The 26815-nt window shown below is 33.2% G+C and carries 19 protein-coding genes and 4 pseudogenes; 17 read left to right on the top strand and 6 right to left on the bottom strand.

Features of this window, described 5'->3' with window-relative positions; all coding sequences use genetic code 11:
* The first annotated feature begins 144 nt into the window (after window positions 1–144).
* The 10 genes and pseudogenes from ORL93_RS09780 to ORL93_RS09735 all read left to right on the top strand — a co-directional run bounded on the left by ORL93_RS09780 (window position 145) and on the right by ORL93_RS09735 (window position 12403).
* Window positions 145–2289 (top strand): binary toxin-like calcium binding domain-containing protein, encoded by a 2145-nt coding sequence (locus ORL93_RS09780; protein ID WP_265958982.1) that lies wholly within the window; start codon window positions 145–147, stop codon window positions 2287–2289.
* 970 nt (window positions 2290–3259) lie between these two features.
* A pseudogene (locus tag ORL93_RS09775) lies at window positions 3260–3972 on the top strand (response regulator transcription factor).
* Complete coding sequence (locus tag ORL93_RS09770; protein ID WP_033799372.1) at window positions 3969–5048, top strand: sensor histidine kinase; 1080 nt, start codon at window positions 3969–3971, stop codon at window positions 5046–5048. The pseudogene ORL93_RS09775 and the gene ORL93_RS09770 overlap by 4 nt, the downstream one beginning before the upstream one ends.
* Before the next feature lie 825 nt (window positions 5049–5873).
* Window positions 5874–6008, top strand: a pseudogene (locus tag ORL93_RS09765) (class D sortase); the annotation flags it as partial.
* Between the two features lie 282 nt (window positions 6009–6290).
* Window positions 6291–7013 carry a response regulator transcription factor gene (locus tag ORL93_RS09760; RefSeq protein ID WP_265958981.1) on the top strand — a complete coding sequence of 241 codons (723 nt, stop codon included), beginning with the start codon at window positions 6291–6293 and terminating at the stop codon, window positions 7011–7013.
* Window positions 6997–7188, top strand: a pseudogene (locus ORL93_RS09755) (ATP-binding protein); the annotation flags it as partial. The gene ORL93_RS09760 and the pseudogene ORL93_RS09755, both read left to right, overlap by 17 nt.
* An 854-nt stretch (window positions 7189–8042) precedes the next feature.
* Window positions 8043–8687, top strand: coding sequence for an N-acetylmuramoyl-L-alanine amidase family protein (locus ORL93_RS09750; protein ID WP_033799374.1), 645 nt, complete (start codon window positions 8043–8045; stop codon window positions 8685–8687).
* 129 nt (window positions 8688–8816) lie between these two features.
* The gene (locus ORL93_RS09745) at window positions 8817–9614 is read left to right on the top strand and encodes a peptidoglycan-N-acetylglucosamine deacetylase (protein WP_040119253.1); all 798 of its coding nucleotides are present in this window, start codon (window positions 8817–8819) and stop codon (window positions 9612–9614) included.
* Between the two features lie 16 nt (window positions 9615–9630).
* On the top strand, window positions 9631–10290 hold the full coding sequence (locus ORL93_RS09740; RefSeq protein ID WP_040119254.1) for a YkyA family protein: 660 nt from the start codon (window positions 9631–9633) through the stop codon (window positions 10288–10290).
* A 253-nt stretch (window positions 10291–10543) separates the two neighbouring features.
* Window positions 10544–12403 carry a sensor histidine kinase gene (locus ORL93_RS09735; protein WP_098161495.1) on the top strand — a complete coding sequence of 620 codons (1860 nt, stop codon included), beginning with the start codon at window positions 10544–10546 and terminating at the stop codon, window positions 12401–12403.
* A 142-nt stretch (window positions 12404–12545) separates the two neighbouring features.
* On the opposite strand, the gene ORL93_RS09730 is transcribed toward ORL93_RS09735, so the two are convergent.
* The 6 genes from ORL93_RS09730 to ORL93_RS09705 all read right to left on the bottom strand — a co-directional run bounded on the left by ORL93_RS09730 (window position 12546) and on the right by ORL93_RS09705 (window position 19569).
* Window positions 12546–13643: an ABC transporter ATP-binding protein gene (locus ORL93_RS09730; protein ID WP_018783153.1), complete on the bottom strand. Its 1098-nt coding sequence runs from the start codon at window positions 13641–13643 to the stop codon at window positions 12546–12548.
* Window positions 13644–14026: 383 nt separating this feature from the next.
* The gene (locus ORL93_RS09725; protein ID WP_018783152.1) at window positions 14027–14947 is read right to left on the bottom strand and encodes a hypothetical protein; all 921 of its coding nucleotides are present in this window, start codon (window positions 14945–14947) and stop codon (window positions 14027–14029) included.
* 82 nt (window positions 14948–15029) lie between these two features.
* The gene (locus ORL93_RS09720) at window positions 15030–16358 is read right to left on the bottom strand and encodes an ABC transporter substrate-binding protein (protein WP_040119256.1); all 1329 of its coding nucleotides are present in this window, start codon (window positions 16356–16358) and stop codon (window positions 15030–15032) included.
* A gap of 23 nt (window positions 16359–16381) precedes the next feature.
* Window positions 16382–17671, bottom strand: coding sequence for an efflux RND transporter periplasmic adaptor subunit (locus tag ORL93_RS09715; protein WP_040119257.1), 1290 nt, complete (start codon window positions 17669–17671; stop codon window positions 16382–16384).
* Window positions 17672–17723: 52 nt separating this feature from the next.
* Window positions 17724–18587, bottom strand: coding sequence for a carbohydrate ABC transporter permease (locus tag ORL93_RS09710; RefSeq protein ID WP_018783149.1), 864 nt, complete (start codon window positions 18585–18587; stop codon window positions 17724–17726).
* A gap of 13 nt (window positions 18588–18600) precedes the next feature.
* Window positions 18601–19569 (bottom strand): carbohydrate ABC transporter permease, encoded by a 969-nt coding sequence (locus tag ORL93_RS09705; RefSeq protein WP_078211720.1) that lies wholly within the window; start codon window positions 19567–19569, stop codon window positions 18601–18603.
* 913 nt (window positions 19570–20482) lie between these two features.
* On the opposite strand from ORL93_RS09705, the gene ORL93_RS09700 reads away from it, so the two are divergent.
* The 7 genes and pseudogenes from ORL93_RS09700 to ORL93_RS09675 form a co-directional block, all read left to right on the top strand.
* Window positions 20483–21718, top strand: coding sequence for a glycoside hydrolase family 5 protein (locus ORL93_RS09700; RefSeq protein ID WP_006097067.1), 1236 nt, complete (start codon window positions 20483–20485; stop codon window positions 21716–21718).
* Between the two features lie 952 nt (window positions 21719–22670).
* Window positions 22671–23840, top strand: coding sequence for a serine hydrolase domain-containing protein (locus tag ORL93_RS09695; RefSeq protein WP_078211719.1), 1170 nt, complete (start codon window positions 22671–22673; stop codon window positions 23838–23840).
* 228 nt (window positions 23841–24068) lie between these two features.
* On the top strand, window positions 24069–24221 hold the full coding sequence (locus ORL93_RS09690; protein WP_170959271.1) for a hypothetical protein: 153 nt from the start codon (window positions 24069–24071) through the stop codon (window positions 24219–24221).
* A gap of 81 nt (window positions 24222–24302) precedes the next feature.
* Entirely contained in the window at window positions 24303–24494 is a 192-nt protein-coding gene (locus tag ORL93_RS09685; protein WP_006097732.1) for a hypothetical protein, read from the top strand.
* A gap of 55 nt (window positions 24495–24549) precedes the next feature.
* Window positions 24550–24738: a hypothetical protein gene (locus ORL93_RS31250; RefSeq protein WP_309534059.1), complete on the top strand. Its 189-nt coding sequence runs from the start codon at window positions 24550–24552 to the stop codon at window positions 24736–24738.
* A gap of 440 nt (window positions 24739–25178) precedes the next feature.
* A complete protein-coding gene (locus ORL93_RS09680; RefSeq protein ID WP_006093764.1) occupies window positions 25179–25658 on the top strand; it encodes a DUF2691 family protein in 480 nt (159 codons plus the stop codon).
* Window positions 25659–25958: 300 nt separating this feature from the next.
* Window positions 25959–26681, top strand: a pseudogene (locus ORL93_RS09675) (GNAT family N-acetyltransferase); the annotation flags it as partial.
* Window positions 26682–26815 lie beyond the last annotated feature (134 nt).

Here is a 26815-nt window from a genome sequence, read left to right as displayed (position 1 = left end):
TTCTTTATATAATTTTTTTATACATTTGCAAGACTTTTGTGAGAGTTTTGTGAGCTTTAATAGATATGATGAAATCAAGTTAATTAGAGCGTAAGCTCTTAACAATATTGGATTTTTATATAGGAAACTTGGAGGAAAGCGAAAATGAAAAAATTAAAACCAGCACTTAGTGTATTAGGTAGTGTAACGATGGCACTGACTTTAGCATCTCCTGCTTTAGCAGATATAAAGCAACCAGATGCAGGAAGCACAATTGAAATGTTCAAAGAGGATGCAAATGCAAAAGAAGGAAAAGATCTTATTTATGGAACTGACGGAAAAAAGGGAACGATGTCTACTGAAAAAATTAAATTACAAAATAACGATTGGGATGAAGATGGTATTTCTAACGACTTAGAGATAAAAGGCTATAAAATTGAGTTCAATCGACAAACTGGGAAAAATGAAGCGCAGGCATGGGATCCAGAGCGAGACAAAGATAAATTAAAATTTATCACAAATCCTATGAGCGCGAATTCGGATCTAGATCCTTTTTCAGATGCATATGAAGTTCAGTATTATGGCAGTAACTCTGATACTGAGTTTAATCCAATGGTTGCAAATATACCGAATTTACAAATTGGCATAAAACGTATTGGGGTTACTCCTCTTGCGGCTATTACGGATTCAAACGGTGGGTCCATTAATCAAGGTTGGGAAAAAAGTGTATCGACACAACATTCGTTTGGTATAGGAGCAGGTGTAGAAGGTGGTGCTGAAGGTTCAGCAGCTGGTCCTGTTCCTTCTGGAAAGGCCTCAGTAAATGTAAGTTATGGATACTCGAAAACATCAACAGATACAGAAAGATATTCTTCTAATCTTGATTGGTCTACCGCAAAAACTGTTGATTCAGCAAAAGCAGCGCAAGTGAGCATACAGTTAGAATATAAAAATACAGGGACGGCGTCTGCTCAAAATGTTTCACCTCATTTTAACATTCGTTTAGGAGAAGATATTATCCATACATCAAAGGGAACACAAGAACGTTATAAAGCAAATCAGTTAAGTACAGAAAAAGGTGGAAGAAATACAACAGAAGTATTGGTAGACAGTGTAGAGAATAACCCAGATGTAAAGATTTATTTATCGTTAGATCAATTAAAAGCTGTTGAACAAGGTGCCCCTCTTTCTGTTGAAGTACTACCTACGAGTACAATGGACTTGTATATGCAGGAAGATGGAAAATATATAACTTTAGGAGATTCAGGGAAATATGAATCTGATGTAAATTCTGCTACTGCATTACTAGAGACTGATATCGGGAATAAACCGAAGTTTAGAATGTATGCACCAGACAATACTAGTAGTGATAAAAATTTAACGTTTAACGAGGTTCTTAAGCATGTTAAAGTAGATTCTACAAAGATAAATGAATTTATAGAGAATAGCGAAGGAAAACAAACTATCATTGCGAAAGATATGCTAGAAAATGTTAAAGAATCTCATGTTTCGAAAAGGACAAAAGTCGGTGTTTTCACAAAAATTCAGCAACCGGAGTTGTCACATAGTGCTTATAATCCATTTACGAAAAAGTTTTATGCATCAGTCGTGCCTGGCTTATTCGGAGCAAGTAATGAAATCTCTGCTTCTTTTGAAAATAAAAAGTCCAAACAAACACAACAAGTAACATTAGTGAAAAAAGGAAACGTATATGAGTCTAAAGAAACTGTAAGTTTGAATGATTTCAATCCAACACAACAAGTTACATTTGAAATCAATGATGCACAAAAGAAACTTCCGACACAAAAAATTTCTACAGTTGTTACATATAATAAAGAATATGAAGATTATTTGAAACTTCAATACAGCGATGAACTTATTGTAGAGGGAACTCCTTATACTATGAAATCTAATGGATATCCTGTGCAAAGTTATAAAGGAAATGATAATTGGGAATACCTTGCGGTTGCTGGGAATTACCTTAAACCAGTTAATGTAATTATTGAAAGAAAAGGGCAGCCTAAACCTGGACAACCAATCAAAAAAGGTGAAGAGGTAAACATTAAATTTCAAAATAGTGTTCATTCAGGCTATTCATATTTAAAACTTCATGATAGTTATATCCGTTTAGACCAAAAACAAAATGCAAGTACTTTTAAATTTGATCATGTAGATGCCCGTTTCGGCAGTACTTCCAATGGGGATTGGGCACTACAATCTGATGGTAACTATATAGGGTCGCATTTTAACGGTTATGTGTCATATGGTAGTAAGGATAACAATAGAGTGACTTTCGAAAAAGCTAAGTAAAGGGGAACGGTTTTGTTGCAAAGTTTAAAAAAACACCGGTAATGAACGGAACCCAAAAAGTTAGACACAAGAATGTAGGCTGATTTTGGACTTGTCAACATTTACTGGACCCTAATTTAGGTGAATATTGGTTTTGTTTCTGTAAAGTGGACATCTCTAAAAAGGCGAAGCTATCAGTGTGTTTCGATATAGAATCGGGGCACACTGATTTGTTTTTTTCTGTGATTTTTTGTTATTGTAGAATTATATATCGCTTTCAATTGTTTGAACCCATTGTTCTTTGACTTGACATTCTAAAAATTGGCTGTCTCTGTTTTTAAATGCGAAAAAAATATTCAATATAAGCATGATCCAAATCATTTCCTTATGGGAACGACTTCTTATCAGATTGTAAGCTTTTATACGGTAGGTTAGATGTATATATATTGAAAAACTGATTCAGAATGCAGAGTAGCGTCTTATATAGGCCTTTTCAAGATACAATCTTATGATTATAAAGATCTTGGACAACAGATACATCATAAAGTCGATTCTGACAGGATAAATGAATAATCTTCGTAAAAAAATCTGATTTAAAATTTCTGTTTGTATGACTAGATAAATACGACGATTTAGATTATTTATCTAGTCATATAAATAAACCAATGTTAAAATTATCATCTGGATTATATAGTATTTTTCGAATTTTTAGTTATTTAAAGACCGAAGTGTGAGATTCTGATTTAGTGATACGATCAGTTGTTACATCTTCATATCTAAATTTTATTTTCCAAACGAGTGGTTAAAAACCACCGTCTTTAGACGGTATCAACTTTAGCCTTATAAGTTTTGTTTGTTGTAACGAACTTTAGTCGGATCTTAGCCGAGCGTGATGCCACCTACTTGAGTAGGGGGATGTTTACATATTTATTAGATGAAAGCATATAAGAGAACATTTTGTATTATTGGTGAAAAGAAGAGATGATTACAGATGAAAAAAAGAATTTTAATCGTAGAAGATGAAGAAAATATTCGAGAAGTATGCAAACGGTACTTAGAAAGAGAAGGATATGAAGTATATACCGCTGTAAATGGAACAGAAGGTTGGGATTTATTTCTTACTCATCAACCAGATTTAATTATTTTAGATTTGATGATGCCGAAAAAGAAGGATGGGAATTATGCGAGGAAATTCGTCAACAATCAAATGTCCCTATTATTATGTTAACTGCCAAGGGCGAGGGAAGAGATCGAATGTTAGGCTTAACAATGGATGCAGATGATTATCTATCAAAGCCGTTTTCACCTCGTGAATTAGTATTAAGGGCTCAAATTATACTAAGAAGAGGCAACCAGATACCGATACAAGCAAAAGAATCCCTATCAGAAGTGATAGAATTTCCAGATTTAAAAATTTATCCAAAGACGAGATGTGTACTTGTTTGTGAACATGAAGTGGATTTAACAGTGAAAGAGTTTGAAGTACTTTATGTCATGGCAAAGCATCCAAAATAAGTATTTTCTCGCTCACAACTTCTTGAACTCATTTGGGGTACTGAACATGAAGGGATTACAAACACAGTCACCGTGGTAGTGAGTCGTTTACGTGACAAGCTGGAGAAGCATACGATAAAGAGTCGTTGGATTCACACGGTTTGGGGGATAGGATATCGTTTTGAACCAAATGGAGGAAGTGAAACATGAGATTACGTATTCAATTGTTACTGATGAATGTATTAAGTACCAGTATCATGGTACTGGCTATATGGTATAGTGAGACGAAAATGTTACTTGAACCGGAACAAACAAAATTATTAACAATAATTGCGGTTGTGGCATTCATGATTTCAACGTTTATTTACTGGTTAATGACACGCCCTATCATGAGATCTATCAAAAATTTAATGGCATTAACGAAACAATTTAGTGATAGACAATTTGAAACAATGTATATAATTGGAAAAGAACCACAGGAGTTTAAAGAATTAGCAACAGCCTTTCAACAGATGGCAAAAAAGTTAGAAGAAGGGTTTACTAAGTTAGAAGAAGGGGAAAAAGCACGTAAAGAGCTGATTACGAATATTTCACACGACTTACGCACGCCTATGGCTAGCATGCAATTAATGATAGAAGCAATACAAGATGACCTCATTGAAGATCCTGAAATGAAAAAGCAGTACTTAGCGACGACCTTAAAAGAAATAAAACGATTAAGTGGATTAATTAATGACTTATTTGATCTTTCAAAGTTAGAACTTGGACAAGTAGATTTTTATCCAAGTTTCACACATATGGACAAAGTCCTATTAGATGTACTTGAGTCATACTCTGTCTTATCAGCAAACAAACAGATTGATTTACAATTGCATGTTCCTGATACATTACCTCGACTTTTAATCATGCCATGTAAAATAGCACGAGTTATCAGTAATTTGTTAGATAATGCGATTCGGTATTCTCCTGTCTCCGGAACAATTGAGTTGATTGTAGAGGAAAATAAGCAGAAGCAACAAGTCCAATTCATTTTGCGTGATGAAGGAGAAGGAATTACTCCAAATGACCAATTACGTGTATTTGAACGCTTTTTTAGAACAGATCAATCCAGAAGTTCACAATCTGGAGGATCCGGTCTCGGACTCGCCATTACAAAATCATTAATTGAAATGCACAACGGAGAAATTGGTGTGAGAAATCGCTCAGATGGAAAACAGGGAAGTGAATTTTGGTTTACTCTTCCCATCACATCAGAAAAAAATAAGACTGCTGAAAGATCTGTGTAATATTTATATTATAGAAATAAAAGGTCTCCTGTAACGTACCACTAAACAGTGTGTTACAGGAGGTCTTTTACTTGATAAAAATAAAATATGTATTTTTAAATATCTGTGCAGTTTTGTTTTTCTTTCCCCCTACTTCTTCTTTGTTATATAAAATCTACACAATAAACGTGAAATTGAACAAATTAGATGCTTTAAAAAATTTCACACTTATTCTAGGTACTATACTTTCAGAGTCGAAATGTTTTAAACAAATGTTCGTTTAATGTCCTCACAATTGATGCTACATCATATAAGTAAAAAAGAGATAAGAACACTTTTATTAAGTGCATTATCTCTTTTCGAATATGTATTTCATATCCCATGTAAATTTACCACATATTTCAATGGGACTTACAGATTGCTCTTCAATAATAATTACATCTTATTTTTGTAAAAAATATACAAATTTAACTTTTCTCAAAATACATTATAGAAATAGCTGTACTTTGTTTGTGTTAAAAAATTATAGTTATCTTTACCTATCATCACATATTTTTATAACTTCTATAAACTGAATGTAAATATAGTTAATTAGGTAAGAATTTTATATATACACATTTATAGGTGTTTTGGATACAATTATCATTTTCCCTTTTCGCAATTATATCTTTAAATGAAATGCATGTAATCTGCATTTCATCTTTATATAACGGATATATATTATTAATATATCCAATGGGATGTGAAAAAGTATACGAGGAGAAAAATAAAAAAGAAAATTTCATCAATCCATGCGATGGCGCTATTAACAGTAGAATATTCGGTAACAAGTGCGTTTCCTGGAACAATGACACCACATTGAAAAAAGGAGTTGGTATGTTTGTAAGTGATAGTACTACAGCTCCTTCTGAAAGTGGTCATACTGTACGAAGTGGACAGCGTGATACAGTTTTTACAGAGCTAGGAGAGGTGATAGAGAAAGTACGCCCCAAACTGAACATTCTCCAGTATTTATTCTTTTAGAAATGGTATATAAACAGAACGTATCTAAACATACGAGGAATCAATTGTTAAAACTACCATCTGGATTATAGAATCGCTTTTAATAATTTTTAGTGAATAGAAGACCAAAGTGCTGGCTTCTAACCTAACAATACTATCAGTGATAACAGCTGTATATCTAAGTTTCATAGATTTATTAGATGAAAGCAGATAAAAGAAACATTTCTTTTGTGATTGATGAAAAAGAAGAGAGGATTATATATGAAACAAAGAATTTTAATCATAGAAGATGAAGAAAATATTCGAGAAGTATGCAAACGATACTTAGAAAGAGAAGGATATGAAGTATACACAGCTATGAATGAAATGGAAGGCTGGGATTTATTTCTTACTCATCAACCAGATTTAATTCTTTTAGATCTGATGATGCCGAAAAAAGATGGCTGGGAATTATGCGAGGAAATTCGTCAACAATCAAATGTCCCTATAATTATGTTAACTGCTAAAGGCGAGGAAAGAGATCGAATTTTAGGCTTAACAATTGGTGCGGATGATTATGTAACAAAGCCGTTTTCACCTCGTGAATTAGTATTAAGGGTTCAAATTATACTAAAGAGAGGTAATCAGATACCGATACAAGAAAAAGAATTCCTATCAGAAGTGATAGAATTTCCGGATTTAAAAATTTATCCAAAGACGAGATGTGTACTTGTTTGTGAAAATAAAGTGGAGTTAACAGTGAAAGAGTTTGAGGTACTTTATGTCATGGCAAAGCATCCAAAACAAGTATTTTCTCGTTCGCAACTTCTTGAACTCATTTGGGATTTTGAATATGACGGGGATACACACACGGTAACCGTGTTAGTGAGTCGTTTACGTGAGAAGCTGGAGAAACATACGATAAAGAATCGTTGGATTCATACGGTTTGGGGGATAGGGTATCACTTTGAACCAAATGAAGGAAATGAAATTACGCGTATTTGAACGTTTTTTTAGAACAGGTCAATCCAGAAGTTCACAATCTGGAGGATTCGGTCTCGGACTCGCCATTACAAAATCATTAATTGAAATGCACAACGGAGAAAGTGGTGTGAAAGATCGCTCAGATGGGAAACAGGGAAGTGAATTTTGGTTTACTCTTCCCATCACACCAGAAAAAACTAACAACTTATCGAATTTCATTATTAAAGAAAAGACACTCATTTGGATGTCTTTTCTTTATGAAAAAATCCCTACACAATGTGCTGGGACCAGGAGCGACTGTATCGTATCTTTATCTTAGTACATACACCCTCCACTAGCAAAACTGTATCACGCCATTTTTGTAAATTAAAAAACAAATTATTTAACACCACTTAAATAATGCCCACTAACACATAACCACTTCAAACATTATCAACCTCTACCAAAAGACACCAAAAAATTATCAATGATAATCACTTCATCTGTTTAATTTTCTATAGAAAAACGGGCGGAAATCCCATCGATATGAGAAAAACAGACATACACGTTAATGAATGTATATTGTGTCTCCTTTTGTAGATAACAATCTTTAAAACAAATGCATGTTATCTGCATCTAATCTTTATATAAAACTTATACCATATAAATATACCCAGAAGGTATTACAGAATTTATAGGGATCTACCATTTTGAAAAAAACATGCTAAAAGTTTTTGAGTCATTTTAACCGTGTTTTAAGTAAATTGTGTTGTGTTGGTGACCGATTTCAATAGTTTTTCTCCATATAATGCAACACAAATGACATTGTATTGCACTACATGCTCTTAGCGTTGTTAAAATTACTTGTTTTAATGTCGAAATTTGCTTAATTCTGATTTGCGGTCTGTGCCCATTATAGATGGTTCAAGAAGGAGGAATTTTATCAATTTACCGTCTGCATTTATATTTGTAAGAGTTTTGTAACGCTCACGATATTATTTTTATTTTAAAAAAATCTATTAAATTGTAAACATATTATCAAAAGCAAGTTGATCCAAAGGGGATTTTTTTATGAACAAAAAAATGATTATATTTCCTATACTGATTTTTATATGTATTACATCGGTCTATTTTTTATTCAGTCCAAGAGTAAAAGGAACAATGTATGAAGATACATTATCGAAAAAAGTTATCGTCATAGATCCAGGACATGGAGGAAATGATCCTGGATCTATTGGATCAAAAGGAACAAAAGAAAAAGATATAACTCTCAAAACAGCTAAAAACATTCAACAAAAGCTCGTGGGAAAAGGAATGACTGTAATTTTAACGCGTGAAGATGATACGTTTGTACCACTAAAAAATCGCGTAGCTATTGCTCACAATAAATCAGCTGATCTCTTTCTTAGCATTCATTATGACGGTTTCACAACTAATGATGTAAAAGGAGTAACAACATACTATTACAAGGGATTAAAAGAACAAGCATTGGCAGAAACGATACACGAACATTTATTCAAACATATACAGGCAAAAAATAGAGGTGTAAAATCTGGCGATTACTATGTTTTACGAGAAAATCAACAACCATCAATTTTACTTGAGCTAGGTTATATTACAAACCCAGAAGATGAGGAACGAATGAATTCACAACAATTCCAAGCAGATGTAGCCTCTGGAATTGTTAATGGTGTTATAGAATATTTTAAAAAATAGTAGTCTAGTTAAATTAGACTACTAAACCAAAAATAAAATTCAGTATATAATTAAAAATTTCAATTTTACTGAATAAATTTATTCAGTAGAAAATATATAACTAAAGGTTACTAGAAAGGACATACTAGAATGTTTACAAAAGGACTAAAAATAACGTTGATTATATCAATAGTTGCTTGTATCACACTAGGAATTTTTATGTTTCAATTCTTCACTTCACCTGCCAAAGGGGTAATGAACCAAGAAAATAGTGTTCAACTGGCAAGTGAGCAAACAAAAGGAGAAATGAAAAAAACAGCCCCCGATAAATATAATGGTCAGGTTCGGAAAGTAGCATACTTAACATTCGATGATGGACCAAGTCAATTTCAAAAAGAAATCTTAGATATTTTAAAGAGTAATAATATAAAAGGAACTTTCTTTATGATTGGTGGAAATATCCCAGCTCATAAAGAAAGCGTAAAACGCTTAGTAAATGAAGGTCACTATCCAGGTGTTCATAGTATGACACACGATAATAAAAAGCTGTATATCCAAGGCAAATTTGTTGAAGAAATGCAACAAGCGCAAAATATCATGAAAGAAGTAACTGGAATTCATCCAAATCTTGTTCGTTGTCCATATGGGAGTATGCCCGGACTTACACAGGCATTAAGAGACAAAATGGTAAATGTCGGTATGAAAGAGTGGGATTGGACAATAGATTCTTCAGATTGGAGGTTCCCAGGAAATCCAGATGCTGTGGTTCAAACAACAATTTCTCAGGTTAGCGAAAATCGCGAAGTAATTTTACTGCATGAAAAATCACAGACAGTGCAGGCGTTGCAAGGAATTATTGATGATCTTCGTAGTAAAGGTTATGAATTTGAAGTATATGATGAAGCTTCTCATTTCCCATTAAATTTTCAGAAGGATAATCGCATCTAAGTAGGAGGAAGTGCAGATGATATATAGAAACCTGGCATTTATAACAGCGATATCAGTAACCTTGCTGTCAGGCTGTTTAGGAGCAAAACCAGAAGAAAAATTATATGTAGCATTTGAAAATGCTACAAAACAAGAAAAGACACTATCCGAAGATACAAAAAAGTTAGCAACATTAGAAAAGCAAGGACTAGAGTTATATAATCAAATTACACTTGAAGGAAAAGAAAATAATCAAGTAGTGAAGGGAAAATTAGATCAGGCTGTAACAAACATACATGATCGTAAAAAAGTATTAGAGAAAGGGAAAGCTACCTTAGAAAATGCACAAAATGAAGTGAAGTCTGTTGATAACTATATAAAGAAATTAGAAGATAAGAAATTACAAGAACAGGCTGAAAAAGTTCAAGATATGTATAAAAATCGTGCTGAATCTTTCAAGAAATTGCATGATGACTATGAAAAATCATTACAATTAGAACAAGAATTGTACAAAATGCTACAAGCAAAAGATGAAAAACTTAAATCAATTACTGAGAAAGTAAAAATGATCAATCAGTCTTATGAACAAATTCATTCAGATCAGGATAGATTTAATAAATACACGAATGAGTATAATCAGAACAAATTAGCATTTTATAAACAAGCAAATATTAAAGTTAAAGAAATTAAAAAATAAAACGATTGTAAAAAACGTCATATTTTGTGAAAGTTTTTTATAATTCTCCCCCAAAAAAAGCCAAATTCTTGATAATCAAGAGCAATTTGGCTTTTTGTGTGCAGAGTAGTCATTTTAATTAGATTCAGGATATGAAGTATCAGAAGGAATAGATGGGAAAGACAGTGAAGTACCCACCACTTAAATTCTAACGAATTAAATCCAAGAGTGTTATAATCATTGTTCGAGCAGTTTGTAAATTGGAGGATAAAGTATGAAAAGAGGGATTGTATTAAAATTATTTATGTTAACAACAGCGTTATGTATGTTGATCTTGGCAACTATTTTTGCTGGACAAACCATATTCTTTAAACAATTTTATGCCAATAAAAAAGTGGATGATATCAAAACAAACATGAAATCTTTTGAAACAGATTATTTAAATAGAGGAGGAAATTCACAAGCCATTCAAAAGTTAGAACAAGATTTCTATCGAGAACATAATACATGGATTACAACATTAGATAGTAATGGGAATTTAAAGAATGTAAATGATTTTTATATAGAAGTAAAATTAGATCAGTCTAAAAATAAAGAAACTCAATTCGCTAATTCTACAATTACCATACCACTGTATAATTTCAAGGTTGCGGACGATCATGCGAGGAATATTGCAAATGAAATATTTCCTTTAGGAGAAACAGTTACTTTGCAAGGTATAGAAAAAAATGCTACATTCATTCCTTTTTCTGCATTCTTCAAAACAGCAACTCCAAATTTGATAAATCTGGCATTAGAAAAAAAAATAAATGAAATTGGACAAAAACTTAAAAATAAATCTACATCTAAAGATTTCTCTAAAAAAGAAGCCGATGAATATAAAAGAGCATTTGAAGAAGAACTACCTTTAAGATATCTAGAAGGGAAAATTACAAAGGTTCAACTTTCGGGTGGGAATGAACAATCGAATTTTGCTTATACAAATAACTTGTTTATGGAAAGGATACAAGAGTTTCAGGCAGACCTATTACTAAATAAAAAGAACACTAACAATGATGCATTACAAGAAATAGATTATGAGCAGAATGATATTAAATATAAGCTTATAATAAAACCCATAAAGGATAAAAGCGGTGCAATAACATACATTTTCTCAATGACTTCGTTGCAGCCAGTTGATGAAGCTGTACAAATGATAAAAGAGTATTATGTCTATATTATTATGTTTGTGCTGCTTCTTATTTTTCTAGCTTCTTTTTACTATTCAAAAAAGATTGCAAGGCCCTTATTACAAATAAATAAGACAACCAAGAAAATTGCAAACTTAGATTTCTCGGAAAGGGTTCCAGTCATGTCAAAAGATGAAATTGGTGATTTATCTCAAAATATTAATTTACTTTCAAATACATTACATTCACATATTGAGCAGTTACAGCGAGACATAGAGAAAGAAAAACAATTGGAACATACAAGAAAAGAATTTATTTCAGGAGTATCGCATGAGTTAAAGACTCCTCTAAGTATTATGAAAAGTTGTATTTCTATTTTAAAAGATGGTGTTGCAAGTCATAAGAAGGAGTATTACTTTAAGGCAATGGAAAAAGAAGTAGATAAGATGGATATGTTAATTGTGGACATGCTTGAGTTAGCAAAATTTGAATCTGGTACGTATAAAATGCAGATGGATGTTTTTTATATTGACCAAGCCATTCAGCATATCTGTGAACAATTATCTTTGGAGATAACAAAAAAGCAATTAAGTATTCACACACATCTTTCTACAATTGAAGTCATTGCAAATTACCATCGTATAGAACAAGTACTCACAAATTTTATCACGAATGCTATTCGTTATACGCCAGAAAAAGAGGATATTATTATTTCTATAATAGATGAGCCAAGTCGCATAAAAGTTTGTATCGAAAATAAAGGGACCCATATTGAAGAAGATCAATTAGATAAGATTTGGGATCGTTTTTACCGAGTTGATACAGCTCGTAAACGCTCACAAGGTGGAACAGGTCTTGGACTTGCCATTTCAAAAAATATTTTAGAACTTCATGGAGCAGAGTATGGAGTACACAATACAGTTGATGGCGTGTTGTTTTATTTCTATTTACAGAAAAAAGTGTAGAACGGAGGTTCTACACTTTTTTTCATTTATTTTGATAGTATCTTTACCTTTTCTTTAACGTAAAGAGAATAGGTTGATTTGTATCTAAATGTATAAAATTCCCGAAATAATATGGTGCGTTCTGTTGCAAAAAGATACAATTTTATTTAATACGTAGTTGTGTTTCGGTATCAAAGAAATGTACTTTGTCCATATCAAATACAAGTTGCATAGCCTCTCCTGTTTGATAATCATTACGCGTATCTAAACGTGCAATAAAGGATTGATTGTGTAACGTAGCATAGATCATCGATTCGGCTCCAAGCAATTCTGCAACTTCAATTTTTATATTTATAATATAATCAGGCAATGTTTCTAGCATACTTGGATTATCATAGATATGTTCCGGGCGAATGCCAAGAATTATGTTTTTATTTTCATAACCTTGTTCACGTAGTGCTTCTAATTTTTTTTCTGGAATACTCAGTTTGATATGACCTAAAATAAAATTTCCATTTTCCACTTTTCCCGTAAAGAAGTTCATGGCTGGTGAACCAATAAATCCACCAACAAATACGTTTTCGGGATATTCATAGACTTCTTTTGGTGTACCAACCTGTTGTATCCGTCCATCTTTCATAACCACAAGGCGCGTTGCCATTGTCATAGCCTCAGTTTGGTCATGCGTAACATAAATGGTTGTTGTTTGTAAGCGATGATGCAGTTTTGAAATTTCAGAGCGCATGGTAACACGTAGTTTTGCATCTAGATTTGATAATGGCTCATCCATTAAAAATACTTTTGCATCACGGACAATGGCACGCCCTAAAGCAACACGTTGTCTTTGACCACCGGATAACGCGTTTGGCTTCCGTTTTAAAAGTTCTTCTAATCCAAGAACTCTTGCTGCGTTTTGAACACGACGCTCAATTTCATCTTTTGGTAACTTACGAATTTTTAAACCAAATGCCATATTATCATACACGGTCATATGAGGATAGAGGGCATAATTTTGGAATACCATTGCGATGTCACGGTCCTTTGGTGGTATGTCATTCACATATTTTTCATCAATGTATAAATCTCCTTGTGAAATCCCCTCTAATCCGGCAATCATACGTAAAGTGGTCGACTTACCACATCCAGAAGGACCAACAAACACTATAAATTCTTTATCTTGAATATGAAGATTAAAATTCTCCACCGCTGCTACTTGATTGTCATATATTTTATAAATATTTTTTAATACTACCTCTGTCATGTTGTTACCTCCTGCAATAAAAAGCTATATATGTTTTTATCATTTTTGTTTTCCTTGTATGTTTAAAGATATAGTATGAATTCAAAATTCCCGTATTCATGCTCAACCTCACACACTTTTTCCATCTATTCGAACGAACAATAATACTTTAGAAACTCTATTGTATAGATTTAGGGGACCAGTCTGTATTTCAAGCCATAAGACAAGTATAGGAAACCAAAAAAATCCCTTGGGCTCAAAAGTAGAATAAGAGAAACCGCCGTCTAATTTTGTGCAGTTTCTCTTATTCATCGTGGATTTATATGAAACAATGGTCCTATTGTAACCATATATGGCACGGTTTATTGGGCATGTCGTCTTATTGAGTAACTGAATAGTTACATTTATTTTTTGTTAGCTTCATTCTGGCTAATCGCTTCCATAGAAAATGTTATAAAACGAGAAACTTGTAATGAATTTACTTCTTTCCCCGGCTTCTCAATAGGTTGAACTCGAACCAAATATATATCCTTTTCTTCAAAAGTAGGTTTAATAAGGAAAGTTTCTTTTAACATTTCAACTTGATAAAAATCCTTCTTCAGTGGATCTTTTGCACTTGGATCTGGTTTGATTACTTTTCTATCTTTTTTAATGTCTAGTCCTTTTTGCCCTATAGCTTGGTTCCATACTGTAAACTCCGGTTCCGCAACCTCATCTAGATACGCTAGGATTTCTTCATCACTAATTTCTTGTTTTTTTGCTACTTTACTTTGTAGTTTTTTTGCTACAGTTGTTTTTACATCTTTTCTAAACTCCGGCACTTTCTCTTTCAGTTTTGCATAGAAATCATCCGTTTCATTTGCTTCTTTTTTGAACTCTTCAAGAGTATAAAGACCCTTATTTCCTACAAATATTCCTTTAAATAAAACCTCTTTATTATCTGGTTTCACATAAAACTCCCAACCGCCTAATACCTTTCCTTCAAAATGCACTTTATAATATTCTTTCTCCTTATTATCCGTTGAATTTAGATTGGGTTTTGTAACTTCTGCTGTTAATGAAACCGTGTATTCTTTGTCTTTTTGATAATATGATTTTATCTCAGGGACCGTATTAAACAATACATCAACAATTTCTTGATCTTCTTTTGAAAGTGTATCTTCTATAGAAAGTTTAGTTTCCTCAACAGATGCTTCTTTAGAAGCTGATTCCATTTTTTCTGCACTCTTTTTTTGATCAACAGTTTTCACTGGACTCTCATCACTGTTGTTACTACATGCCACCATACCAGTTAGCAATATGCTACTACATAACATCAGAATCATTTTATTCCTCTTCAATTCTAATCCCCACTTTGCTAGTTATTTTCACTTTAATTGCTACTACCTGTCGTGAATTATATATAGTTTATTCGTTTATATATGTCGTCACTCGATTTTGGATTAGTGCTGCTACATCCTTAGCTGATTTTTGACCACTAAAGTATGACTTGGACTCCTCAGCAATAATGGATTCAATTTTAGTACTTTGTGGGCTCTGAACGCTTATTTCAGCAACCATTTTCTCTAATCCTTGTATATCGCTCTCAGTAACGTTTATCAGAGTACCATCTGGACCCTCAATTCCCTTTTTTTCCTTCAGTGTTTTGATTTGTTTCTCGAATGCAGTTTTATTAATTGGAAATACATTACCTGTTGCATGGGCCCCCTGGCCCTCCTCAGACATTAAAAACTTAAGAAAATTCCAAGCTTCCTTTTTAACCGGAGATTTCGCATTTATACCTACTGTTGTGTTCGGTGTAAAAGCAACTCCCTTTTTTTGTCCAGCTATATGTGGTTTTTGATACATTTTTGACTCTGTTATACCCAAGCTATATCCAAAACTGAAATATTCTTCTACCGACATGATTGGTGCTGGGACAAAATATGCTTCTCCTAAAGCCACAGAATCTGCAGTGACTATTTTCTGTTCATACATCTTCTTTACGTCTTCCAGCATCTGTACAAATAAATCAGACTGGAACTTTGCTTGTCCACTTGCTTTATCTACTAACTTACTGTAATGATCTTGCACCAGAAATTGCAGCATTTGTTCCGGAGGAGTATTTCCAATAACATGTGTATGTGTTCCTTTGCTTGCTAATTCTTTTCCAATGCTTGTGAACTCACTCCAAGTCCACTCTTTGTCATTCACTTTTACTCCAGATTGTTGTATCGCTTTATCATCCCCAAGCAGTCCACTCAACCAAAAATATAATGGAATACCATAAAGTTTTTCACCTGTTTTCGAATTATCTAAAATGCTATTAAAATATTGATTTTTATCAAAAGATTTATCCTGTTCCATCATTTTACTTAAGTCTGTAAGCAAGCCTTTCTTCCCATACTTGTCCGCAGGCAAACCGTCTAGTACAATCACATCGGATCCTTTACCCGATAAAAATTCTGTATTCACCTTACTAATGATTTTCTCAGCAGAGGTCTCGTCTGTCTTTGATGCTTCTGTCTTTGATCCATCTTCCGGAAAAGCACCTTTTATCTGGATGTCAATTTTAGGATTCTTTTGTTCATATAGCTTCTCTGCCTGTTTTAGGGATTTAGTATCACCTAAAGTCGACACTTCGACTATCGTTTTTCCATCTTTTGTTTTTCTCTCTCCTTTACTATCATTATTTCCGCAACCTGCCACGAAGCTGATTGATAGACTTGCTACTAGCATCATACAAACCTTTTTCATTTTAAATTCGCTCCTTATTTTTGTTATTTTATCTTTACTCGTTCTCCTTTTTTCAAAGGTTCACTGGTTTGTAAAACAATTTGATCTTTCTCATATACTCCTTCTAACACGACTGTTTCTTGTCCGTTGGATTCACCAACAGTAATAGGAGACTCTTCTATATAAAAGGCATTACCTAAAGGGCCTTTTTTTTCTTCTATTGTATAGACAAATGTTCTCTGTCCTTCCTTCTTAATCACCTTATTTGGTATAACCACGCCTTTAGCCAATTGTTTAGTCAGTGTAGCTTCTACCTGCTCCCCTTTTTTCAGTTCTTCTCCTTGTACTTTTACAAGAATACGTTTCTGTGGTTGTGGAGTTGCTGATGTTTGTTGAAATTGCTGTTCATCTTTTGGTTCACCTTTTTGTTCACCTTTTTGTTCATCCTTTTGTTCATCTTGCTGTTTACCTTGTTCTTCTGGTCTCTGATTTTCATTGCTTTCTATATTTTTAATCTCTATAAGTTCACCTTCTAAGGATTTAGCATTTCCTTTCAAATTTATCTTTTCCCCAACCTTCAAGTGCGTGGCTAAATCAGCAGGTACTTGTACTTCAACCTTAAAGCCTTTACTCTCATCAGAGAGAATTACATCACCTTCATCTCTCGTAGAAAGCTGATCCTTCTTTGCATTTATTTTTGTAACAACTCCATCGAAAGGAGCGATCAGCTTCTTGCTCATTTCTAATTCTTCTTTTAAACTTTTAATTTTTCTTTCTTGCGTACTAATCTCAATTTTTTTGCTCTCCACAGCTGTTTTGAGACTTTGTAAACTTGTCTCACTTATCCTCCCATTGGGTTGACTATTTGAGTTGTTTTCTTGCTGATTATTTGGTTGATCATTTGATTTGTTTTCTTGTTGATTTTTTTTTGCTTCATTATAATTTGCTTGAGCGTCATTCAGTGCTAACTTTTGAATTTGAAGAGTTGCTTCTTCATCAAGAATTACTTGTTCACTCTTTTTACTATCGTATGTCACTAATAATTGATTTTTTTTGACACGGTCTCCTTCTTTTACATGTACCTCTTTCACTTTCGCCTCTATGCTACTATTACTTAACTTTGCTTCTTCTTGTGGCTGTAATTCGCCATTACCTGTAAACGTTTGTTTAAGCTCACTATTTTTTGGCTTCTCTGTAATAACCTTTGGCAAATTCCAATTCGCTAACGTATTGCTAAAGAGTGTAAGGATAATTAAAAGCCCTATAAATACACTGGAAATGATTTTAATATTTCGTTTTTTCCTTGTGACGTCTTGTTCCGTTCTATATTCCATTGTGTCCCCTCCTAAAATCTTTCCGAAGGAATGTTTACATTGTAATTCTTCATTATTCCTTCACACCTGATAACTGAATTCCCTTAATAAAATAGGACTGCGCATATAAAAATAAAAGTATCATTGGGGTCATATACAGAATAGAAGCAGAAAACCCAACCCCACGTGCCTCTTTGTTAATTTTTGATAAATAGAGCGATAATGGATGTTTGGATTCATCATTCAGAAAAATAAGCGGCTGTTCGATCATATTCCAATAATCCGCAAATAATAAGACAATAAGAGCAGCAATTCCAGGACGAATAAGAGGAAGAATAATCTTAAAAAAGATTGTAATATGGCCAGCTCCATCCATCTTAGCTGCCTCTATATACGCATCCGGGATATGCAACATGAACTGTCGGAGCATAAATACACCGAATGCCCCAAAGATTCCTGGAAGAATAATAGACGCTATACTGTTCAAAATTCCAAGTTTATCCGCCATGATATAATTTGGTACGAGCGTAACTTGGAATGGCATGAGCATCGTCAAAAGATAAACGATAAACAACTTGTCTCTTCCTCGAAATTGAATCTTAGCAAAGACATAGGCTGCAAACGATGCAACGATTACTTGACCTACTATTATTGGTACAACCATGAATACTGAATTCCAAAACATTTTTAAGAATGTCGGATTTTTCACTAATACTGTTCCATACTGTTCAAATGACACTAAATCTGGGATTAATTTTAAATTAATGAAAGGTGTATCCTTTTTCACTTCTCCAATAGAATCATAATTGGATCCAATCTCATGCTCAGTCATGAATGAATTGGTCAAGGTAAATACGATTGGAAATAGCATCATGACCGCTAATATTGTCAAAAATAGCGTTAAAATCCATTTACGAAATACATTTTCTTTTTTCATCTGCTTTTCCCACCTAATTCATAAACTTTCGAAAACGACGTTCTATTGCAAACAATACGAATACAAGGATAGAAATAACCGCCACCATCAACGTGGCAGCCGCTGTCAACTTTTGAATATCAAGCGACACGAACATATTGTTCATATAATGCTGCATCATGTACATACTGTCATGTGGTATACTTCCAGCAATCAAGTATGCTTCTCGAAAGACTTTAAACGAATTGATAATCGACATTAATATGACAAAGAACATTGTTGGTGTTAAATAAATGAGTGTAATATTTAAAAATGTATGCATACGACCTGCACCTTCAATTTCTGCAGTTTCGTAATACTCTTTTGGGATATTTTGTAAAGCTGCTAAGAATAAAATAATGTTGTACCCGATATTTTTCCATAGATATACAATTGATAAGACAATAATTGCCCAATTTGATTTCATCCAATCAATTCGTTCAAACCCCATATTGTGCATCCATACGTTAAACGTACCGTTCCAATCGAATAAAATCTGCCAGAGCATAACAATGGAAGCGACAGGAACGACAAGTGGTAATACAAACGCGCTTCGTAACCAATTTTGAATATATACATTTTGATTCAAACAAAGTGCCAGTAATAAGGAGATAATGATGATGAGAGGTACACTCACTGCGGTAAACCAAAACGTATTCGTTGCTGCTTTGAGAAAAGAAGCACTACCTAGCAGTTCTTTATAATTGGCTAAACCGACAAAAGAACCATCAGTAGTACCGTCCATTAACGAATAAATCATTCCCATTACAAATGGAATCAGATAAAAAATTGAAAAACCAATTGTACTTGGTAGAAGGAACAATAATGCTATACTTGTATCCTTTTGCATAAAATCCCGAAATTTTGTTGGGGATTTTTTTTTATCTTGAAGTTTATTCAAGGATCGATGGTCGCGATCCAAAAAAACATTCCCAATATATGATCGACTTTTGTTTATTTTCATTCGTGGATCCCTCTTTTTTATGAGTCTATTTTCATAAATACATCTTACAATTATGTAGTTTAGTGGACACAGATGCAGATGAAATGCAGATAAAATAAAGAAATGAGGGATTTTAGTTCCGATGTTCATAAAGCGGAATAAAAAAATGAAGGTTCCCCTTCCTTGCTTAGAATCATAAGGTGAAATCGAAAAGATAATAGATAAGCTTTATCAACTTTAGATAGGCTGGTGGGTGGTTCTGTTGTAAAGGTCATGAATGGTTTCAATGCTTTTTATTGTATAAGGGGTATGGCGAAGGTTTAAAAGTAAGTAGAAAAATGAAAAAAATAGTAAAATACAAGCAGACCAAATTTAGAAAAAGATAGACTCTCAATTGCATTACCTATGTATGATAGTCAGAAATCCTACATTAAAGAAATAGTTGAAGGAACTGGAATCCCTTAATATTCTTTATATAGAACGATTAATCATCCGAAACTTGAAAAAACACAGATGTGAATACCTCTGTGTTTTTTACTTTGCGTTCTACAGCAAGAACTTTGTCACTAAGCCGACAGGGAACTAGTTAATTTATGTTCAAATGTACGATTTTCTTTTTTCGTTTTGATGACACTTTAAAATATTAGCTTGATGGCTATGTGATGGTACGCCAAATAGTGTAGTTAACAGTCTTTTATATGTTGTGTAACTCAAAATAAAATGTTTATAAACTTAAGACTACCAAGGTATTTAGAGTTCGAGGCAGTTACACAAAATATAAGATATGAGTAAGTAAAGGAAAGAATTTTATGTTTTTCAAATTCCTAAAAGAGTTCTATAGATCAATAAAATATGTTTTTTTGAAATTGTCACTTTTCTGTAACATAAGTGATTTATTTTATATAGGTAACTAACATAGAAAGAGGGAGAAGTTATGAAAAAAATCATACCGATAGTTGCATTAATGGGCATACTAAGTTTAGGGATGCAAGAAATGAATGTGAAAGCTGAGACATACAAATGTGCAGATTCCAAAATGGATTTTTGGAATTCTAAAAGAACAGGTACTAATTTTATGAATAGCACTTCATTACCTGAGAATTACAAGAGTGCAAAGGAGGCTCATATTGAATATGTTCGTTTAGCACCTGATAAATGGGCAAAAGATAAAGCTTTCTTCTCTGGTGACAAACCAGATACACCAGGAAAAGATTTTCTTATCGGTAATGCAGATAACTATCAAGGATTAGTGAAAGAGGATGTAGCAAAATTAAAAACAGATTTAGATGCTGCACAATCACAAGGGATTAAAGTTGTACTTACAATGCTTTCATTACCTGGTGACCGTTGGCGCCAATTTAATAATAATCAGAATGATGATAGAATCTGGGAGGAAGAGAAATATCAAGAACAAGCAAGCCAATTTTGGAAGGACCTTGCTCTTGAATTAAAGGATCATCCTGCTGTGGTTGGCTACAATATTATAAATGAGCCACACCCAGAAACATCTAAGAAAAATAGATATAATGATTTTTGGACGGAAGATTATGAGAAATGGTATTCAAAAGTGAAGGGGACCCCAGCAGATTTAAATAAATTTTATCAAAAAGTTGTTACTTCAATTCGTGAAGTAGATAAAGAAACACCCATTATTTTAGATTCAGGCCTATATGCCACACCTTGGGCTTTTAAATATCTTAAACCAGTTAAAGATAAGAAGACATTGTATGCATTTCATATGTATGAGCCATATCAATTAACAAGTCAGCGTGAAAATCAAAATAAAGAGTATCAATATCCTGGAATTGTAAAAGTAGGAGATGTAGAAAAACCTATGATGTGGGATAAAGATGGATTAAATAAATTCTTACAGCCTGTGCAAAATTGGTCTAAGAAAAATCATGTACCATCTAATCGAATCATTGCTGAGGAATTTGGAATTAACCGTACTGTTCCTGGAGCACCTCAATACATGCAGGACTTAATTTCTATATTCAATCAGAAAGGGTGGCACAAATCATTCTATGCATTCCGTGAAGATACTTGGACAGGAATGAATTATGAATTAGGAACAGGAAAAATAAAATGGGATGAAGAGGGTAAACCAATACGTCAAGATAATCCACTTTGGGATGTAATTAAAAATGATTTACAATCTCATAAGAAGTAAATTATTACTAAGTAATATAGTATGTTAGGAACTTGACAGATATATTATCCGTGTTTGAGCATCTGATCTATTAGGATTAGATGCTCTTTCTTTTTGTATAAGCTATAAGAGCTCATCACTATATCATTTCGTAAAAAACGAGATCATCAAGCTTCTTATGCCTTTATGAGGTCCCGCCAAACGTCCATCAAGTTAAGGTTTTAATGTACCCCCTAAATGAACATTTTCTTTTTCTACAGGTAGTTACTTTGAGAAGTCAGCTCATTTTTTCGTTTTGGGGATGTTTACTTTTCTTAAGTTGATAGATATGGAGTACCCCCCTAGGTTAAATAAATTTCGACTTAGAAACAAGTGATTTTAACAACGTTAGGAGTGTTTCATGCAGCACAATGTCATTTATGTTGTATCGCAAGAAGAAAAATTACATTAGAAAAGAGCCGGAATTCACCCTGTTAAGAGTAAACCTTTAATATTTAAAGGACGAAAAAAAGAAACATAGAAGTGAAAAACCTCTGTGTTTCTTTTTGATTCATATATTTATTGGAAAATACTTTGAACTTTCCGGCACAGATGCTCCTTCTACCCTATTATAGGAGCTATTTTGAACGTAAGTAATTTGTAAGGAATGGGTAAGAAAAAAGAGATTTTTATTGTATATGATAAAAATATAACGAGGCGTGAAAGGCGGAATAGATGTGACTTATATATGAAAAACAAACCAGTAACAAGAGTGTTTCAAGGAAAAGAAGTAAATTCTGGGGTCAACATACATGTGGAAAAAGAGGGATTTACCGTTTGTTAGGACAGAATGGCGTTTGTAAAAATAATAATTATGAAGATGATTACGAATTCAATGTTGACCTTTTGTCATTGGTGGAGATGATAGCTGTGTCGTTAGTATGAAACAGCAAGCAACCACCTATACAATATGAATAGAGGAGAGGAATGCCTTATGAAAACACGTAGTCAAATTACATTTGCAAGTCTGGCCCTTTTAATAGCTGGAAGTTCCCTGTTATACACAACGCCAGCCTCAATTGTAAAAGCAGAGTCCACTCAAAATGTATCTAGTTCGTTACAAACAAGTACTCAACGAGATCGTAATTCCGTCAAGCAAGCAATGCGGGATACATTGCAACTTGGAATCCCGGGGATACTTGCTAAAACTTCCGAGGATGGAAAAACGTGGGGTTATGCCGCTGGGGTAGCGAATCTGAGCACCAAGAAACCAATGAAAACAGATTTTCGCTTTCGCATTGGCAGCGTGACGAAGACGTTCATTGCAACAGTTCTACTTCAATTAGCTGGAGAGAACCGCCTGAATCTAGACGACTCCATCGAAAAATGGTTGCCTGGTGTCATTCAAGGAAACGGATATGATGGTAACCAGATTACTATCCGGCAGATATTGAACCATACAAGTGGTATCGCTGAATACTTAAGGTCAAAAGACGCTGATATGATGAATACCAAAAAAACATATACCGCTGAAGAAATAGTGAAGATTGGGCTTTCTCTGCCTCCAGACTTTGCCCCAGGAAAGGGCTGGTCTTATTCAGACACAGGATACGTATTACTGGGTATCCTTATTGAAAAAGTAACCGGGAACAGCTATGCGGAAGAGATTGAAAATCGGATTATTGAACCGCTTGAATTGTCGAATACATTCCTACCTGGCAATTCAAGCGTTATTCCAGGCACCAAGCATGCTCGTGGATATTTCCAACCAGACGGAGCAAGTGAGCTAAAAGACGTTACTTATTATAACCCAAGTATAGCTAGCTCGGCTGGAGATATGATTTCTACTGCTGACGACTTAAACAAATTCTTCTCTTACTTACTCAGTGGCAAATTACTGAAGGAACAGCAATTAAAACAAATGCTTACTACAGTTCCAACAGGAAGTGCTGAAATCGGCGGATATGGTCTTGGAATCTATGAAACTAAGCTTCCAAACGGTGTCTCGATATGGGGACACACAGGTAGCATTCCAGGGTTTGTTACTTTTGCTGGGGGTACACTTGGAGGCAAGCATACGTTGGCCGTCAATTTGAACAGTATGGGTAAAGCTAACAGTCCTGATTGTTTTAAAAATATTTTACTTGCTGAATTTAGCAAGTAGGTAAAAAGGAAAAACGAATAAATTTTGTCATAGTTTTTATAAATATACCTTTCTGGTTCAAAAACTCCCAACTTACTCTAAAAAAATTGGGAGTTTTTGGGATTTTGTTGACAACCCAATGCTATTAAGCTAATAAAACAAAATCCTCCCTAAAATGAAAAAATACGCTATTCTTTCTGTAGAATCATAGGAAAGGATGGCGTGTTTGTATGTCTATTTCTGTATCTGATGAATTACAACTATTTGCTCAAGAAGTTCAAAGTTTCTTCTCCATATACTTCTGTTTTCAAGCGTATTCGTATTTTAGATTCAACGGCATTTCAACTCCCAGATTCCTTTTCGTTCGTTTATCCAGGTGCAGGAGGATGCGGAAACATTTAATATTCAAATAAGAGGATATTTATGTTGAAAAATAGAATTTTTACCTTTGGTGGGTAATTTAAACTAAGGGGTATAAATTCGGTGCGAAGAGAAAAGGTTTTGTTAAGGCAATGGAAGGCGGATTTACAAGCTGTTCAAGAAGAGAAGCGGTTGAAGAAGAAGACTAAGAAAAAGAATAAGAAATATAGCATTCCTGGCAATACAGCTGACTTTATGAATGGCAAGAACACTTATCGTAAAAAGAATGGGGTATGGAAACAGAGAAATAAATAATGTGAGGATAAATGAGTTTGATTAAGTTTATAGCAATAAAACCAACGCATATCATATGAAATATTGCATATCGAAATGTATTGATATATATGTAAGCGCTTACTATTATAGGAGTATAAAGATTTACAACATCTTACTATACAAAATAAGAGGAGGAAATAATATGGCAATCGCAATGGCAGTTTTAAAATTTGTAGGTGGAATCATCCCATTCGTAGCAGAACTTCTAAAAGCAGTAATGTAGGTTCATTATCTTACTATACAAAATAAGAGGAGGAAATAATATGGCAATCGCAATGGCAGTTTTATCATTCTTAGGTGGAGTAATTCCATTAGTAGCAACACTTCTAAAAGCATTCATCTAATAGAATTCTCTGCACTTATTTATAAAAATTATCATACAAATGATCTGTATATCAAAACCGAATTGATGTGCAGATCATTTGTGTGAGCAAACTTTAAACAAGAAAAAGAATCCCAGAAATCATAAGGGATTCTTTTTCTTTATGTAATTACGGCATTAACATGTTTGCTACCGAGAAGTGGTGTTATGTTAATAAGGATGTATTTTTCTCAGTATTTTCTTATAATTTTAATATATTAATGAAGGGGTTTGACGCGATAACAGCAAATATAAAAGATGTATTTGTAAGTATCTTAAAAAGCAAAAGGATGGAGTGAAAAATGGAGAAAATTGGTTTGTTTTTCAAAATTCCTATGGAAAAAGGCAACTTGCGAATAGAGAGCATATTAGAATTATTCATCAAAATAGAGAATTATAATTGGCACATTCCTGTAAACGATTGTTTAGTATTCACTAATAATAAATACGGTGATAACAACTTTTTAGATAACAAAGAGTTTGAAACTGGAAGTAAGTTAAAAGAAGCGTTAACGACAACAGATTTTTATCCAATATTTTTAAACCTTAGAGCGTACTTACACGAAATACCAACATTCGAAATAAGTAATACTTCAGTGAATACTATCCCTGAATTTTTAAATAGTAAATGTAGTTTAATGTTTGTAATTATAGATTGTTATGAGATAGCAGTTTTCGTAAATAATATAGAGGATTTTCCAAATATACAACAAGAAATTTTGTCACAAGGATATGAGGATTTTCGATTTATAGATAAATCTGCAAACTGGCATTTCTCCTGACTAACGCATGTGTTACCATATTTAAAGATAAATAATAAGATTGTTTTTTGTTCAGATATTCTATTAAATCTTTATTTACAGTATTTCAAATGTATACTTTTGTTCTGTATTTTGATGATATCAGGGGAATTGGGATAAAGTTAATGATTAGGGGATTTGAATATAAACTAATAATAAAAAGTTTACATTCATTTTTGCTTGAAAATATTTTTTTGAAGGTATGAGATATATTTTAACTAAAAAACTGAAAATTAAAATATTAAAATGTATAATAGAGAACAGAAGATATTGAAGAAATAAATAGAGAAATCATGGGGTTCTATATTTTGTAATGAAAGTAACCCATATTATTATGATGCAAATCATGCACATGTAAGTGTAGTAAGTTTAAATCCACAAACGATAGTAGATGAAGTAGTCCATTTCTATAAGACTAAAAATATAGTACCTAGATTTTATATATACAACTTAGATATGCAAGAAAAACTGATTTCTGAATTACAAATAAAGAATTTTGGGTTTGAAGAATTAATAAGTCCAGTCCAATTATGGAATAAGAAATTAACTAAAAAAGATAAAAATGAAAAAGTTACTATTGAAAAGGTATCTGAATTAAATTTTGAAGAAGCTTTAGATATTGAATGTAATATAAAAGAGTTAGGAGGCGAAGTTAGAAAAAAAGCTTTTCAAGATGAATTCCAACATCCAGCATTCACTCACTATCTACTTAGATACAATGGAGTAGCATGTTCCATCGCTTGTATTTTTGAACATGAAAAACAGGCCCGAATGGAAAGTGTAGCTACAATTGAAAAGTTTAGAGGTAAAGGGTTAATAGGTGAACTTATTCACTTTATTCAAAGTGAAGTAATGAATAGAGGACTAGATAATCTTTGGGTGATCCCAATTAACGAAACAGTAGAAAAAGTGTATGAAAAGTATGGATTTGAAACAGTAGAAAAAATTAAAACGGGACATGCGTTTTTAGAAGGAAAAAGCATTAAAGAAATTCACGAGGGATAGAAAAAATCAATTTATTTTGCTAAAGAAAAATATTTAGTTAACCAGTGTATTGAAAGTAGACTAATATACTAAAGTTTACTTTCAAAACTAAAAAAGAGTCCTATTAATTTTAAGTAGTTCAGATAACATGGAGA

The organism is Bacillus sp. DHT2 (assembly GCF_026241455.1).
GTDB classification, from domain to species: Bacteria; Bacillota; Bacilli; order Bacillales; family Bacillaceae_G; genus Bacillus_A; species Bacillus_A pseudomycoides.
Note: the sequence above shows the minus strand (reverse complement) of the source record. Positions and strands in the feature narration are given on the sequence as shown.

Excerpts from the sequence above, each read along its gene's own strand:
- ORL93_RS09780 (WP_265958982.1), top strand. The coding sequence starts at position 145 with ATGAAAAAATTAAAACCAGCACTTAGTGTATTAGGTAGTGTAACGATG.
- ORL93_RS09770 (WP_033799372.1), top strand. The coding sequence starts at position 3,969 with ATGAGATTACGTATTCAATTGTTACTGATGAATGTATTAAGTACCAGT.
- ORL93_RS09760 (WP_265958981.1), top strand. The coding sequence starts at position 6,291 with ATGAAACAAAGAATTTTAATCATAGAAGATGAAGAAAATATTCGAGAA.
- ORL93_RS09750 (WP_033799374.1), top strand. The coding sequence starts at position 8,043 with ATGAACAAAAAAATGATTATATTTCCTATACTGATTTTTATATGTATT.
- ORL93_RS09745 (WP_040119253.1), top strand. The coding sequence starts at position 8,817 with ATGTTTACAAAAGGACTAAAAATAACGTTGATTATATCAATAGTTGCT.
- ORL93_RS09740 (WP_040119254.1), top strand. The coding sequence starts at position 9,631 with ATGATATATAGAAACCTGGCATTTATAACAGCGATATCAGTAACCTTG.
- ORL93_RS09735 (WP_098161495.1), top strand. The coding sequence starts at position 10,544 with ATGAAAAGAGGGATTGTATTAAAATTATTTATGTTAACAACAGCGTTA.
- ORL93_RS09730 (WP_018783153.1), bottom strand. The coding sequence starts at position 13,643 with ATGACAGAGGTAGTATTAAAAAATATTTATAAAATATATGACAATCAA.
- ORL93_RS09725 (WP_018783152.1), bottom strand. The coding sequence starts at position 14,947 with ATGATTCTGATGTTATGTAGTAGCATATTGCTAACTGGTATGGTGGCA.
- ORL93_RS09720 (WP_040119256.1), bottom strand. The coding sequence starts at position 16,358 with ATGAAAAAGGTTTGTATGATGCTAGTAGCAAGTCTATCAATCAGCTTC.
- ORL93_RS09715 (WP_040119257.1), bottom strand. The coding sequence starts at position 17,671 with ATGGAATATAGAACGGAACAAGACGTCACAAGGAAAAAACGAAATATT.
- ORL93_RS09710 (WP_018783149.1), bottom strand. The coding sequence starts at position 18,587 with ATGAAAAAAGAAAATGTATTTCGTAAATGGATTTTAACGCTATTTTTG.
- ORL93_RS09705 (WP_078211720.1), bottom strand. The coding sequence starts at position 19,569 with ATGAAAATAAACAAAAGTCGATCATATATTGGGAATGTTTTTTTGGAT.
- ORL93_RS09700 (WP_006097067.1), top strand. The coding sequence starts at position 20,483 with ATGAAAAAAATCATACCGATAGTTGCATTAATGGGCATACTAAGTTTA.
- ORL93_RS09695 (WP_078211719.1), top strand. The coding sequence starts at position 22,671 with ATGAAAACACGTAGTCAAATTACATTTGCAAGTCTGGCCCTTTTAATA.
- ORL93_RS09690 (WP_170959271.1), top strand. The coding sequence starts at position 24,069 with ATGAATTACAACTATTTGCTCAAGAAGTTCAAAGTTTCTTCTCCATAT.
- ORL93_RS31250 (WP_309534059.1), top strand. The coding sequence starts at position 24,550 with ATGAAATATTGCATATCGAAATGTATTGATATATATGTAAGCGCTTAC.
- ORL93_RS09680 (WP_006093764.1), top strand. The coding sequence starts at position 25,179 with ATGGAGAAAATTGGTTTGTTTTTCAAAATTCCTATGGAAAAAGGCAAC.